Origin of the sequence: Nonomuraea sp. NPDC049480 (genome assembly GCF_044465905.1) — a bacterium.
GTDB lineage: Bacteria > Actinomycetota > Actinomycetes > Streptosporangiales > Streptosporangiaceae > Nonomuraea.
In genome coordinates this window covers 269,865-283,627 of sequence record NZ_JBITMD010000012.1, presented here as the reverse complement: position 1 = coordinate 283,627, position 13,763 = coordinate 269,865, and the positions used below count along the sequence as shown (strand labels likewise).

The following is a 13,763-nucleotide window of genomic DNA, read 5'->3' as shown; positions in this document are numbered from 1 at the left end:
GGTGCGGTCAGCATGTCGGGCGGCTGGGTGATGGCGATGAGCGCGTACACGAAGAACAAGCAGGAGGCGTTCGACTTCATCACCGTGGCCACCAACAAGGAGAACTCGATGGTGTACTCGGTCGGCACCGGCGACCTGGCCACCCGCAAGGACGTGGCCGCCGACCCGAAGTACAGCGAGGGCAACCCGAGCGTCAAGTTCTGGACCGACCTGGCGTCCGTCACCCGCTACCGGCCCGCCTTCGAGGAGTACCCCAAGGTGTCCACCGAGGTCCAGGAGGCCATGGAGGCGGTCACGACCGGCGCGCGGACACCTGAGGAGGCGACGGCCGCGTACGTCAAGGCGCTGCCGGCCGCGGTGGGAGGCGCCGACAAGGTCCTGGCCCGATGACGGTCGCCACGGCGCCGCCGTCCCCGCCCGTGACGAGCCCCGCTCCCCGCGGCCCGGCACGGCGCGGGGCGCTGCGCCGGCTCCTCCCGCTCGGCCCGGCCCTGGTGCTGCTGGCGTTGTTCCTGGCCGGGCCGATCCTGTGGAGCGTGTACATCGCGTTCACCAACGAGACGCTCACCGGCTCGGCCTCGGTGAACTCGCGGTTCGTCGGCTTCGCCAACTTCGTCAAGCTCTTCGGCGACCCGAACTTCCTGAACTCCTTCTTCCTGACGTTCGTCTTCGTCATCGGCTCGGCCGTCATCGGCCAGAACACTCTGGGCCTGATCATCGCCCTCCTCCAGCGCGGCCGCGGCCGGGTGACCCGCAGCGTGGTCAACGGCGTGGTGATCGCCGCCTGGGTGGTGCCGGAGGTCGTGGCCGCGGCCTGCTGGTTCTCGTTCCTGGCCGAGGAGGGCACGCTCAACACCGTCCTCGGCATCGACCAGGAGTGGCTCTACACGGCGCCGATGGTCGCGGTCGTCCTCGCCAACATCTGGCGCGGCACGGCGTTCTCGATGCTGGTGTACTCGGCCGCGCTCTCGGAGGTCCCCGCCGACCTGGTGGAGGCCGCCGCCGTGGACGGCGCGGGTCCCGGCCGCCGTCTCCTGCACATCACGCTCCCGCTGATCCGCAGATCGATCATGGCCAACCTCATGCTGATCACCCTGCAGACCCTGGCCAGCTTCGGCCTCATCTACGCCCTCACCGGCGGCGGGCCGGGCACGGCCAGCCAGACGACGCCGCTGTACATGTACGAGCAGGCGTTCCGCTACTTCGAGATCGGCTACGGCTCCGCGATCGCGCTGGTCCTGCTGGTGATCGGCGCCCTGTTCTCGCTGGTCTACCTGCGCCTGATCAAGGTGGAGGAAGCATGACGCGGCTGGCCGCGAGGGGCGCGGCGGGGCTGGCCCTGCTGCTCATCGCCCTGGCCTTCCTCGGCCCGTTCCTGTGGGTCCTGATCGCCTCGGTGCAGCCGGAGGCCACACTGTCCGCCTCCCTCACCCCGGCCTTCTCCCTGGACAACTTCAAGGCCGTCCTGACCTGGGAGACGATCATCCTCCCGCTGATCAACTCGATCGTCATCTCGGGCGCCACCGCGATCCTGACCGTGCTCGTGTCGGGCCTGGCGGCGTACCCGCTGTCGCGCTACCAGCTCCGCTACCGCCGTCACTTCATGCTGACCCTGCTGTTCACGACGGGCCTGCCGGTGACCGCGATCCTGGTGCCGGTCTACGCGATGTTCTTCCGCTTCAACCTGTACGGCTCCGTCCCCGCGATGGTGCTGTTCCTGACGGCGAGCTCGCTGCCGTTCTCGATCTGGATGATGAAGAACTTCATGGACGGCGTGCCGGTGAACCTGGAGGAGGCCGCCTGGGTGGACGGCGCGGGCTGGGTGCGCTCCCTGACGGCCGTGGTGGGCCCGTTGATGGCCCCGGGCATCGCGGTCGTGGCGATCTTCGTCTTCGTCGGCCAATGGGGCAACTTCTTCGCCCCGTTCGTCCTGCTGGACACCCCGGAGAAACAACCCGCGGCGGTCACCGTCTACACGTTCTTCTCGGAGTACGGCCAGGTCGCCTACGGCCAGCTGGCCGCCTTCTCCATCCTCTACACGGCCCCCGCCGTGATGCTGTACGTGGCCGTCAACAAGTATCTGGCCAGTTCCTTCAGCTTCGCCGGCTCGGTGAAGGGCTGACACCCGTCACCGCCCCGCTCTCGTCGGTCACGTACCGGCATCCGCCCGCCGGCGGCCAAGCGCCACGAGGCAATGACTTAACGGAGGTAGTTGAAAGGCGTACGGTTGAGGCATGGCTGAGACCCCCGATCCGGTGCACTGGCGCGGAGTGCACCATCTAGCCCTGGTGACCGCGGACATGGACGCCACCGTGCGCTTCTGGCACGGCGTGCTCGGCGCCCGCCTGGTCACCACCCTTGCCATTCCCGCGTTCAAGCACTACTTCTTCGAGGTGGCGCCGGGCAACACGATCGCCTTCTTCGAGTACACCGACCAGCCGCTCGACAGCTTCGCCAAGCCCGCCGGCGTGCCGTACGCGAAGGCTGCGCAGTTCGACCACCTGGCGCTGCACCTGCCGGACGAGGACGCGCTCAACCGCATGCGCGACCGGCTCAAGGCGCACGGCTGCGAGGTCACCGACGTGATCGACCACGGCTTCCTGCGGTCGATCTACTTCAGCGACCCGAACGGCATCGCGCTGGAGGCGTCCTACTGGACCATCGACCCGACCGGGCGGCCGGCCGACTACGGCGACGAGCGGCTGTTCGCCGACCCGGACCCGGTGCCCGCCGTACGCGAGCTGCGCGACGACGGCCACCTCCACCACACGGTCGCCACGCGCCTGGTGGACGGCATCATCGAGGACCTCAGGCGCGAAGGGATCACGCTGGAGCCTTGACGACTCCCGGAGCGGACCCCGCCACGATCCCGCAGTTGCTCGCCGCCGCCGCCGGCCGCGACGGCGACGGCGCCTGGCTGCACCGCGACGCGGCCCCCGCGATCACGTTCGCCGAGGCCGCCGCGCTGGTGGGCGGCGAGGCCCAGGCGCTCGCCACCCAAGGCGTACGCCGCGGCGACGTCGTCATGCTCGTGGCCAGGACCACCCCACGCGACCTGATCTGCTGGCTCGCGCTGACCACGCTGGGCGCCATCACGCTCCCGGTCAACCCGCGCAGCACGGACCGCGAGCTGGACGCCCTCATCGAGCAGGCGAAACCCGCCCACGTCATCCGCACGCCGGGTCCGTGGCCGGAGCCCGCCGGCCTGCAGGCGGACCTGGTGAAGCCGGACGACCTGGCCGTCCTCATCCCCACCTCCGGCACGACCGGCCGCTCCAAGCTGGTCATGCAGACCCACCGGGCCTACGCCCTGGCCGGGCAGGGCTTCCCGCACTGGCTCGGCCTCACCGGCCGGGACCGGCTGATGACGTCGCTTCCGCTGTTCCACATCAACGCCCCGGCCTACTCCGTGATGGGCTCCCTGTCCTGCGGCGCCGGTCTGGTCCTGCTCCCCCGCTTCTCGGCGAGCACGTTCCTGGACGACGCCCGCAGCCACGGCGCCACCGAGTTCAACGCGATCGGCGCCATGCTGGAGATCCTCATGCGCCGCCCGCCGCGGCCGGACGACGCCGACAACCCGCTGCGGCTGTGCTATACGGGCCCGGCCCCGCCGCGCGAGCGGCAGCTGGAGATCGAACGCCGCTTCGGCCTGGAGATCGTGGTCGGCTACGCCCTGTCGGAGACCCCGTACGGCCTGATCTGGCCGCGCGGCGCCCGCCCGTACGAGACGCTCGGCACCCCGCGCCAGCACCCCACGCTGGGCGTCATCAACCACGCCCGCGTGGCGGAGGACGGCGAGCTGCTGCTGCGCAACCCGGCCGTGACTCCCGGCTACTGGAACATGCCGGAGGAGACCGCCCGGACCGTCAAGGACGGCTGGCTGCACACGGGCGACCTGGTGACGGCCGGCCCCGACGGGACCTACACGTTCGTGGCGCGCAAGAAGGAGGTCATCCGGCGCCGCGGCGAGAACCTCTCGCCCCTGGAGGTGGAGGAGACCCTGGAGGGCCACCCCGACGTGCTCGAATGCGCGGTGGTGGGGGTCCCGTCCGAGCTGACGGACGAAGAGGTGAAGGCGTTCGTGGTCGCGGCCCCCGGGCGCGAGCTCGACCTGGCGGCGCTGCGCGACTGGACGGCCGCGCGGCTGGCGCCGTACAAGGTGCCGCGCTTCTGGCAGCAGCTGGACGCCCTGCCCAGGACGCCCACCGCCCGAGTGGCCAAGCACCGGCTACCCTCCGGCCTCGGAGGGCTCGACCTGGGATGACGGGCCCGCCCTGCGGTGACCGTCCGTAAACGCGCGAGTCAACCCTGGACGACGGCAAACGTTTACGGACCGGCCATCCAAGATCACCCAGATGGTCGCCGATGATCTTTACGTTTGCGGCGTTTGTGCAATACCCCCCACCGCATGTGGAAGGACATCCATGCGCATTTCCGCTCGGGCATTCGTCGTCACCTTAGCGACGGCCCTGGCAATCAGCAGCGCGGGCGTGGCCGGCACCCCGGCCTTCGCGCAGGAGGACCCCGCCCTGGCAGCCCTCACCCAGGTGGTCCCCGAGATCGTCGAAGAGGCCAAGACCGTCCCGCCCACCGAGATCCCGGAGGGCGACGTCCAGAAGCCGTTCGCCGTCGCGACGGACCCCGACCGCACCCTGTCGGTGTCCGTCTCCGAGACCGAGATCGGCATCGGCATGCCGGAGGCCGCGGGCACCGGCAACCAGCCGCTGCCCGGCCTGGTCACCTACGCCGCCAAGCAGCCCAGCGTGGCCTACGCGCACCAGCGCACCGGCCAGATCGCCCGGGCGCTGACCATCATCAAGGACGCCTCGGCGCCGACCGAGTACCGCTTCCCGATCTCCGCCCCCGAGGGCAGCATGCTGGAGGTCGAGGACGACGACGGCACCGTGCTGATCTACCAGGACGACTTCTACATCGGTGAGATCGACCTGCCGTGGGCCAAGGACGCCAACGGCAACGCGGTCCCGACCAGCTACCGGGTGGAGGGCATGACGCTCATCCAGACGGTCGACCACGCGGGCGCCGCTTACCCCGTGGTCGCCGACCCGGCGCTGAAACTGCAGTGCGAGTGGTGGAAGGCCATGTGCCGGGTGATCTTCTCGAAGAAGCTCACCAAGAAGATCCACAGCGCCTGGCTGTACGGCGGCGCTGCCGCCGCGGCCGAAGCGATGAAGTCCGCCTGCGGCAAGACCAAGGGCAAGATCAAGCTGGCCTGCAAGATGATCATCGTGGCGGGCGTCGCCTCGTTCATCTACAAGGTCCGGGAAGCCGCGAACAAGAACCAGTGCTTCGCGATCCGCCTCCAGTACGTCCCGGGCGGGCCGATCGCCTGGGGCGAGGTACGCAAGAAGAGCTGCCAGAGCAAGTAACCCCGCACCATCCTGACGCCCCCGCCAGATCCGGCGGGGGCGTCGCCCTACGCGCACATCTCCCGGAGCACCCATGCCTGCCCTCATGCCACGGGCTCTCGCCGGTGGCCTCGCCCTCCTGCTTCTGCCGCTGGCCGCGCCCCCGTCACCCGCCGCCGCCGAACCGCCCGCCGCCTCGCCGTCCCCGGCCGCCACCGCCGCCAAGCCGGTCGACGACCCGAGCGCCCCCGCCAGCCTCGCGGCCGAGCCGAGCGCGCCCGACGAGGCCTCCGCCCGGCTGTCCGCCCGCCTGACCGGCCGGCGCGTCGAGGTCGCGGACGCCCGTACCGAGACCACCACCACCTACGCCAACCCCGACGGCACGCTGACGGTCGACTCGTTCGCCGGCCCCGTCAGGTTCCGCCGCGACGGCGAATGGGCCCCGGTGGACATCTCGCTCACCAGGGCGCCGTCAGGCGAGATCGTGACCCGCGGGCACGGCCGCGCGCTCAGATTCGGCGGCGGACGCGCCGGCATGGGCACCCGGCAGGCCGGCGCGTCAGCGCCCACCGACCTGATCACGATCGGCGAGGGCGCCGCCAAGGTGACCATGCAGTGGAAGGGCACGCTGCCCGCGCCGCGCCTGTCCGGCGAGACGGCCACGTACCCGGACGTCATGCCGGGCGCCGACCTGGTCGTCACCGCCACCAGAACGGGCGCCGAGCAGTTCCTCCTGCTCAAGTCCCGTCCGTCCGGCCCGCTGACGTACACGCTGGGGCTGAAGGCGCCGGGCCTCCGGCTGCGCGAGGCCGGCGGTGGCGTGGAGCTGATCGACGACAAGGGCAAGGTCGCCGTCACCATCCCCGCGCCGGTCATGTGGGACGCCGCCAAGCATCCGGTCTCCGGCGAGCATCTGCGCCGCGCCCCCGTGGGCATGAAGGTCTCCGGCGACGACCTCGTCCTCACCCCGGACCCGGCCTTCCTGAACGACCCGGCCACGACGTATCCCGTCACCGTGGACCCGTCGCTCAACCTGGGCCAGGTCTTCGACACGTTCGTGCAGGAGGGCTACGGCACCGACCAGTCGGGCGTCGACGAACTCAAGATCGGCAACAACGGCAGCGGCCAGGTGGCCCGGTCGTTCATCACGTGGAAGACCCCCGGCATCGCGGGCAAGAAGATCGTCTCGGCCACGCTGAAGCTCTGGAACTACCACTCGTGGTCGTGCGACGCCCGCTCGTGGGAGGTCTGGTCGGCCGACCGCGCCACCAAGTCGTCGCGCTGGCCGGGGCCGCACATGGCGGCCAAGTACGCCTCCTCCAGCCAGACGAAGGGTTACGGGAGCGGCTGCGCCGACGGCTGGGTCACCGCCAACGTCACCTCGCTGGTGCAGCACTATGCCACCCAAGGCTGGAAGGAGTCCGGCATGGGCCTGCGGGCCGCCAGCGAGTCGGACGAGTACGCCTGGAAGCGGTTCAACTCGGGCAACGCCGCGTCGAAGGTGCCGGTCATCTCGGTGACGTACAACTCCTACCCGAGCACCCCGGTCTCCACCTGGGTCGCGCCGTTCACCGAGTACGACGGCACCCTCTGGACCAACACGCTCACCCCGCAACTGCGCAACCACGTGCGCGACCCCGACGGCGGGAACGTGCGCGGCCTGTTCGACGTGTACGCGGGCTCCACGCTGCTGATCGACAACCTCTACGGCGCATACGTGGCCAGCAACGGCTTCTCCGGCGCGAACGCGCCCGCGGGCAAGCTCGCCCATGGCAAGACGTACACGATCAGGTCGTGGGCCAACGACGGCTCACTGACGTCGAAGGCGTACCAGACCAGGGCGTTCTCGGTCGACACCGCCAAGCCGCCCGCGCCCAAGGTGAGCTCGGCGGACTATCCGAACGACGGCGGCTGGCACGGCGACGCCGGCAAGGCGGGCACGTTCACCCTCACGCCGGCGAACACCGACACCGGCTGGATCGCCTACAAGCTCGGCGGCGGCGCCACCACGAAGGTGCTCACCACCGGCGCGGCCGTCACCGCCAAGCTGACGCCCGCCACGACGGGCGCTCACACCCTCAGCGTGTACACCATCGACAAGGCCGGCAACGCCTCCCCGACGACGGCCTACACCTTCAACGTGGGTTCCGGCGCGGCCGTGGCCTCGCTGACCGCCCCCGCGGACGGCCTGCGCAGCACCGGCAAGGTGCCCCTCTCCGTGACGGGCACGGCCTTCACCCAGGCCAGGTTCCAGTACCGGCGCTCCGAGACCGACGCCTGGGCGGACCTGCCGGTGGCGAACGTCGCCGGCGCGGACGGCAAGCCGCTGGCCGCCTGGCCCGTCGCGGCCCCCAACGGGGTGTCCGGCCTGGTCTGGGACGCCGCGACCCAGCTCGGCGACGCCGCGGTCCAGGTGCGCGCGCTGATCTCGGGCTCGGCCGGGGCCACGGCTGAGTCCCGCCCGGCCGAGGTCGTCGTGGACCGCCGCGCAACCCGGGCCGCCACCAGCCAGGTCGGCCCCGGCACGCTGAACCTGCTCACCGGCGACTACCGCCTCCAGACCACGGCGGCAGGCCCCTTCGGCCTGACGCTCGGCCGGACGGCCTCCTCACGCGACCCCGGCGCCGCGTGGTCGCCCGTGCTGACCCTGCTCAAGGAGACCTCGCCCACCTCGGTCGAGCTGACCCGGGCCGACGGCACCCCGGTGCAGTTCACCAAGACCAAGGACGGCTGGAAGCCGGAGCCCGGCGCCGAGGACCTGACCCTCACCGGCACGTACACGCTCACCGACGCCCGCGGCGAGGTCACCTCCTTCGCCAAGCAGGGGGACGTGTACGTCCCCGCCGGCCACGCCTACGAGCAGACCGGCCGGCTCAAGTCGATCACCCGGTCGGGGCACACGATGGAACTGGGTTACGACGCCGCCGGCCGTCTGGCCACCGTCTCCCTCAAGGGAGCGGTGATCGCCCAGTACGGCTACGACGGCGCCGGCCGGCTCGCCGAGGCGTGGGACCCGCGGATCAGCCCGCCGCTGAAGACCCTCTACGGGTACGACTCCGCCGGCCGCGTCGCCACACTCACCCCGCCCGGCGAGCTGCCGTGGACCTTCGCCTACGAGACCGACGGCCGCCTGCGCTCCGTCACCCGCGCCACGCTCAAGCCCGGCACCGCCGACCAGGTCGCCGGCGAGGCGAGGACCACGGTCGTCCACGGCGTCCCGCTCACCAAGGCGGGCGGCGGCCCGGCGGACATGACGGCCGCGCAGGTGGCGGGCTGGGGGCAGGCGGCGGCGCCCGTGACGGCCACGGCGGTGCACCCGCCGGGCTCCACGACCCGTCCCACCGTGACGTACCTGGACGTGTCGGGCCGGGCGGTCAACGTCCTGACCCCGGGCGGGCACCTGTCCGCCACCGACTACGACCGGTTCGGCCACGCGGTGCGGGTGCTCACCGCCGCGAACAGGGAGCTGTCCCAGCGTCCTGAGACCGACTACCGGCTCGTCGAGCTGGCCATCACCGGCTACGCCCCGGACGAGCGCGCCGAGCTGCTGTCCACCCGCTCCGTCTACGACGCCTCCGGCCGCCGCAAGCTGGAGGAGCTGAGCCCGGTCCACATCGTGAACCTGGAGTCCGACGTGGACGGCTTGGGGGTCGGGTACGCCATCGGCGCCAGGACCCGCACCGCCAGCACGTACGACGAAGGCCGGCCGGCCTCCGCGACGGCCCGCGACCTGCCGACCACCGTCAAGACCGGCGCCGTGATCGTCGGGCGCGAGTCCAAGCCCGACGTGGACGTCAGAACCACCGCCATCACCTACGACTGGGCCACCGGCCGGCAGCTCAGGACGGTCCGGGACCCCGGCGGCAAGGCGGTCACCGCCGACACCGCCGGAGCCACCCTCTACACGGCGACCGGCGGCGCCCCGTGCGGCGGGCGGCCCGAGTGGGCCGGTCTGGTGTGCCAGGACGGCGGACGTACCTACACCTACGACACCGCCTCCGGCCTCCCGCACACGGTGACCGAGGCAGGCACGGTCACCACGATCAAGCGCGACCAGGCCGGCCGGCCCATCGCGACCCAGACCGGCGGGGAGGCCGAGATCGGCCTCGGCTACAGCCCGGCCACCGGCCGGCCCACGGAGCGGTGGCGCGGCACGGAGAAGATCGTGACGGCCTACGACAAGCTGGGCCGGGTCATGTCCCACACCGACGCGGACGGCGGATTGACCCGCACCGAGTACGACGACCTCGACCGCCCGGCCAAGGTCACCGACTCGGCCCCGTCCACCAGGGTCTACGCCTACGACCACGCGGCAGAGCCGCGCGGCCTGCCGACTTCGCTCACCGACTCGGTCGCGGGCACCTTCACCGCGCGGTACGACGCCGAGGGCCGCCAGATCGAGGGCGACCTGCCGGGCGGGCTGCACGTGGCGTCGGCGTACGACGAGCGCGGCCAGAACTTCGCCCGGATCTACACCCGGGACGGCCTGGAGGGCCCGGTGATGATCGACCAGATAGGCCGGAACGTCCACGGTCAGGAGTTGCTGCGCATGCGCACCGACACCATGAGCGAGCGCCAGCTCGGCTACGACCAAGCGGGCCAGCTCGCCTCGGCGCTGGACATGGCGTTCCCGCTGTGCACGCTGCGCCGCTACGGCCACGACGGCGCGGGCAACCGGGTCCGGCTGGCCGTGCAGGCGTCGGAGGAGGACTGCCCGGTGGCCGACGACTCCGCCGCCACGATCACCACGTACGCCTACACCTCCGACGGCAGGCTGACCGGCGACGGCTACGGCTACGACCCGGCGGGCCGCACCACCTCGCTGCCGGGCGGGCGCACCATCGGCTACTTCGCCGGCGGCCTGCCCGCCAAGCAGACCTCCGGCGAGCGGAGCCTGACCTGGACGCACGACCCGGCGGGCCGGATCAGGAACGAGACCACCAAAACGGGCACCGCGACGAGCACTGTCACCGTCCACCACTACGCCTCCGACGGCGACCGGCCCTCCTGGGCCGCCGAGAACGGCGCGGTCGTCCGTCACGTGGCCGGCGTCGGCGGCGACCTGGCCGCGTTCACGGGCGCGACCGGATCGGTGCGGGTCCTGCTGCTCACCGTCGGGGGGCACGTGGGCACCGAGCTGGAGCTCGACAGCGGCCTGGCCACCGTGACCGGGTACGACGAGTTCGGCGTGCCCTCTGAGCCGCGCCGTTACGGCTGGCTGGGCGGCGCGTTCCACCCGACCACGCTGGACGGGACGGTCCTGGTGTCGGGCCGCCTGTACGACCCGTCGCTCGGCCGCTACCTCCAGCGGCCGTACTGAGCCGATGCGGCCCCGCCCGGGTCTCCCGGGCGGGGTCGCCGGTCAGATCCTGAAGAACAGGTTGAGGCAACATGCTTGGTCTGACCTGGTACAACGCTCATCCGCCGTCCCCGTGGGCCGCCAGCCACTCTGCCACCGCCTTCGGGCTCTCCGCCCCGGCCAGGAGCACGCTCGTGAAGTACTTGCGAAGCATGTGCATCCCGTGTTCACGGAACCGTGCCCCGCGCGCCTCCCCTTCCTCCAACACCGGCACGATTCCCGCACGAGTAAGGGCCCGCTGCCACACCTGTGTGAAGGCTGGCAGCAGCACCGGCCCGCCGTCCCGGTTGCTCACGAACAGCCGCACCGACACCGGGTGCGCCGCAGCGCTGCTCGACGGCTTGCCTGCTGAGGGCGAATGGTTCGACGAGAGCCTGGCGCAGGCCTCGCCCGATGTGCTGCGCGCGGTCACTCACGTGCTGCTGCCTTCAGCACAACAAGGTGATCATCGATGAACCTGACGACAGTCGCGCATTTGTGGCCTCCCCGCTCCGGGCGGACTGCGCCAGGGCGTGCGCCGGGAGGAGCGAGGTCGCGGCGTGCGGCTCAGCGCCGGGGAACGACCTTGAGGGACTTCACCAGCGTGTCGACGTCCGGCCACAGGCGCTGGTGCGTGTCGGGGATGGTGATCCACAGGACGGCGGGCCGGGGACGTCCCGTATCGACCGCGATCGCGACCGACAGCTCCCGCCTGGCCTTGCGGCCGTCCGGGCTCGGCGGCATCTGGATCATCCGGGCGAGCAGCCAGCCACGCCCCACCGGCTGCGAGGCGATGTCACGGCCCGTCGTCCCATTGGGGAACGCACCGCCCTGTTTGTAGTCGAGCATCGCCCGGGCGGCGTCGTAGGGGCTGTCTCCGGCGTCGAGGTCGGACCACAGGTGCTGGGAGTCGATGTCGGCCCACCACTCGCGATCGTCGTCCGAGCCGTACGTCTCGGTCAGCAGAGTCTGGCGAAGGTTGTATCGGCCGTCCTTGACGGGACCGTCGCTGACCGCGCGGCTTCGCCGCCACGGGGAGCCCAGCTCGGCGAACGACAGGCCGGTCTTGGGGTCGGTCACCCTGCCGATCACGGGAGAGCCTTGGCCGCGGTAGCGGCGGAGCTTGACGACGGTCCCTTCGGGGATCCTTCTGACCTCGGGCCCGGTCGGGGTCGGAGTCGGGGTCGGCGTCACGCGGGTGGGGGTGGGCGACGGCTCGGCGGACCGCGGACTGACGGGAGTGGCCGTAACGATCGGGGACGAGCTCTCCATCGAACGGGGCACCGGGTCGGATCCGCCGCCGTCGACGGCCATGGGGATGCCGATGACCAGTTCGGCGAGCAGGACGGCGGAGCCGAGGAGCGGGATCCACGACGGGAACGGGGCCATGAGCCGCCGCATACGGTCGGAGGTGCGAGGCACGGGTCAGCCCTCCTGGGGAATCAGGGTGAGGCCGGCGAGCCGGGCCTGTTCGACGCTCTCACGCAGGGAGGCCTCGAGGCTCCCGGCGCGCTCGGCCAGCTCGCCGACCTCGCCGGCCGCGAGATCGTCGCGCACGGTCCTGGAGAGCAGCTCGTGATAGGCGTCGCCGTCGTCGGCCAGATCCTGCAGAGTCCGCCACTCGGCGTACACCTCCTCGGCCTCCTCGGTACGCCGCGCGTATTCCTCCAGGGCGGAGATGCGCCGGGCCAACGCCCGGGTCGCCACCTTGAGCGCCTCCTCCTGGGGTTCGAGCACGGCGGAGATGCGCTCGGTGACGCGGCCCGACCGTGCGCCGGCCTGCTCGCGCCGCAGCCGGGTCAGCTCGGTCAGCGTCTCGGCGATCTCCCACGCCTGGCGGGGCAGGATCACCCGGTTGGCGATGCCGTCGAGCAGGCCGTCCCGGTCGAGTCTGGACCGCAGCACCGTGGCGGTGGCGTCCACCGTCCGTTTCAGCAGCGCGGCGTCCAGCGGCTCCAGCATGGTGGCGGTCACGTACCTGCCGCGGTGGCGGCGACCGTAGGCTGCCACGGGCGACTCGCCCGCCAGGGCCAGGAGCACGAGGAAGGCCGTGACCTGCATGGCCAGGGCGGCGAGGAAGAACGCCGTGGAGCCGTACCGGATCCAGACGGCGAGCGATGCCGCCTGCAGCAGCGAACCGGCCAGAAGCATGAGCCGGCCACGGTGGACGAGGCCGACGACGAAGGGGAGGAAACCCCACAGCGTGGACAGGGGCAGGGCGGTCAGGACGTCGCCGGGCGTCCGCCCGCCCCAGGCGGGCCGTTCCGGCGCAGGGGGCAGGAGCTCCGGGCGGGTGGCCATCAGCCGGCGGTGCCCCTCAGGAAGGCTGGGGTCGAGGACGAGCGCGCTCACGAGCCCTGACTATCTCGGGAAGCCATTTCCGCACGCTTGCCGATCGCTTGCACGAGCGCCCCACGGGCGTGGGGAACGCCACCGATCGCGCTGCCGATAGAGAGTCACCCCAGATAAGCGAGGCACCAACGCGCGCACTGTGACTGAGCACCCGAGTTGGCGGAGCTCGCCAACTCGGTGCTCAGCCGTCCTCGCAGACCGGATGCCTGGCGTCCCCTCCATAGGCGACGGCCGGGAACGCAAGAAACAGGCCTTGAGAACTAACCCTGCTTACGGGAACACCACCCCTTGGTCGGTCCACGTGACGCCTTTGTTGCGGCACAGGCAGAAGGGATGCCCAATTGGGTCGGTGTAGACCCGCCAGCCGTAGCCATCGGGCCCGATGATGTCCTGCTGCAGTGTCGCGCCGAGTTCGATGACGCGGCGCTGTTCGGGCTCTATTTCGTCGACTTCGAAGTCGAGGTGGAACTGCTTGGGGTGTTCGTCGTCGGGCCAGTGCGGGGGGCGGTAGTTCTCCACCCGCTGGAAGGCCAGCTCGATCGCGCCGAAGGCGATGCCGGCCCAGTTGTCGGGGCTGTGACTCTTCTTGATGGGGCGGCCTGTCACTGCAGAGTAGAAGGCCGCCAGCTTCATCGGGTCCGGGCAGTCGATGATGAAATCCGTGAGTTGCAGCATCAGGCGATCTTGCCACGGAGCAGGGAACGGGG

At 71.2% G+C, this 13,763-nt stretch carries 10 protein-coding genes and 1 pseudogene; 7 read left to right on the top strand and 4 right to left on the bottom strand.

Annotated features, from left to right (window positions below):
• Positions 1 to 9: 9 nt before the first annotated feature.
• The 7 genes and pseudogenes from ACIBX3_RS32550 to ACIBX3_RS32520 form a co-directional block, all read left to right on the top strand.
• Positions 10 to 390 (top strand): annotated as a pseudogene (locus ACIBX3_RS32550) (ABC transporter substrate-binding protein); the annotation flags it as partial.
• The gene (locus ACIBX3_RS32545) at positions 387 to 1,304 is read left to right on the top strand and encodes a carbohydrate ABC transporter permease (RefSeq protein WP_397123663.1); all 918 of its coding nucleotides are present in this window, start codon (positions 387 to 389) and stop codon (positions 1,302 to 1,304) included. The pseudogene ACIBX3_RS32550 and the gene ACIBX3_RS32545, both read left to right, overlap by 4 nt.
• A complete protein-coding gene (locus ACIBX3_RS32540) occupies positions 1,301 to 2,122 on the top strand; it encodes a carbohydrate ABC transporter permease (protein WP_397123662.1) in 822 nt (273 codons plus the stop codon). The genes ACIBX3_RS32545 and ACIBX3_RS32540 overlap by 4 nt, the downstream gene beginning before the upstream one ends.
• Before the next feature lie 112 nt (positions 2,123 to 2,234).
• Positions 2,235 to 2,840, top strand: a complete 606-nt coding sequence (locus tag ACIBX3_RS32535; RefSeq protein ID WP_397123660.1) for a VOC family protein — start codon at positions 2,235 to 2,237, stop codon at positions 2,838 to 2,840.
• Positions 2,837 to 4,264 carry an AMP-binding protein gene (locus ACIBX3_RS32530; RefSeq protein WP_397123658.1) on the top strand — a complete coding sequence of 476 codons (1,428 nt, stop codon included), beginning with the start codon at positions 2,837 to 2,839 and terminating at the stop codon, positions 4,262 to 4,264. The genes ACIBX3_RS32535 and ACIBX3_RS32530 overlap by 4 nt, the downstream gene beginning before the upstream one ends.
• Before the next feature lie 160 nt (positions 4,265 to 4,424).
• On the top strand, positions 4,425 to 5,387 hold the full coding sequence (locus tag ACIBX3_RS32525) for a hypothetical protein (protein WP_397123656.1): 963 nt from the start codon (positions 4,425 to 4,427) through the stop codon (positions 5,385 to 5,387).
• A gap of 85 nt (positions 5,388 to 5,472) precedes the next feature.
• Positions 5,473 to 10,686, top strand: a complete 5,214-nt coding sequence (locus ACIBX3_RS32520) for a DNRLRE domain-containing protein (protein WP_397123654.1) — start codon at positions 5,473 to 5,475, stop codon at positions 10,684 to 10,686.
• Between the two features lie 97 nt (positions 10,687 to 10,783).
• On the opposite strand, the gene ACIBX3_RS32515 is transcribed toward ACIBX3_RS32520, so the two are convergent.
• From ACIBX3_RS32515 to ACIBX3_RS32500, 4 genes are all read right to left on the bottom strand, one after another.
• Positions 10,784 to 11,137, bottom strand: a complete 354-nt coding sequence (locus ACIBX3_RS32515; RefSeq protein WP_397123652.1) for a hypothetical protein — start codon at positions 11,135 to 11,137, stop codon at positions 10,784 to 10,786.
• 134 nt (positions 11,138 to 11,271) lie between these two features.
• Positions 11,272 to 12,126 (bottom strand): hypothetical protein, encoded by an 855-nt coding sequence (locus ACIBX3_RS32510; RefSeq protein ID WP_397123650.1) that lies wholly within the window; start codon positions 12,124 to 12,126, stop codon positions 11,272 to 11,274.
• Positions 12,127 to 12,129: 3 nt separating this feature from the next.
• Positions 12,130 to 13,056, bottom strand: coding sequence for a hypothetical protein (locus tag ACIBX3_RS32505; protein ID WP_397123648.1), 927 nt, complete (start codon positions 13,054 to 13,056; stop codon positions 12,130 to 12,132).
• A 270-nt stretch (positions 13,057 to 13,326) separates the two neighbouring features.
• On the bottom strand, positions 13,327 to 13,731 hold the full coding sequence (locus ACIBX3_RS32500) for a VOC family protein (RefSeq protein ID WP_397123646.1): 405 nt from the start codon (positions 13,729 to 13,731) through the stop codon (positions 13,327 to 13,329).
• Positions 13,732 to 13,763 lie beyond the last annotated feature (32 nt).

Coding starts and splice junctions, on each gene's coding strand:
- ACIBX3_RS32545 (WP_397123663.1), top strand. CDS start 387: ATGACGGTCGCCACGGCGCCGCCGTCCCCGCCCGTGACGAGCCCCGCT.
- ACIBX3_RS32540 (WP_397123662.1), top strand. CDS start 1,301: ATGACGCGGCTGGCCGCGAGGGGCGCGGCGGGGCTGGCCCTGCTGCTC.
- ACIBX3_RS32535 (WP_397123660.1), top strand. CDS start 2,235: ATGGCTGAGACCCCCGATCCGGTGCACTGGCGCGGAGTGCACCATCTA.
- ACIBX3_RS32525 (WP_397123656.1), top strand. CDS start 4,425: ATGCGCATTTCCGCTCGGGCATTCGTCGTCACCTTAGCGACGGCCCTG.
- ACIBX3_RS32520 (WP_397123654.1), top strand. CDS start 5,473: ATGCCACGGGCTCTCGCCGGTGGCCTCGCCCTCCTGCTTCTGCCGCTG.
- ACIBX3_RS32500 (WP_397123646.1), bottom strand. CDS start 13,731: ATGCTGCAACTCACGGATTTCATCATCGACTGCCCGGACCCGATGAAG.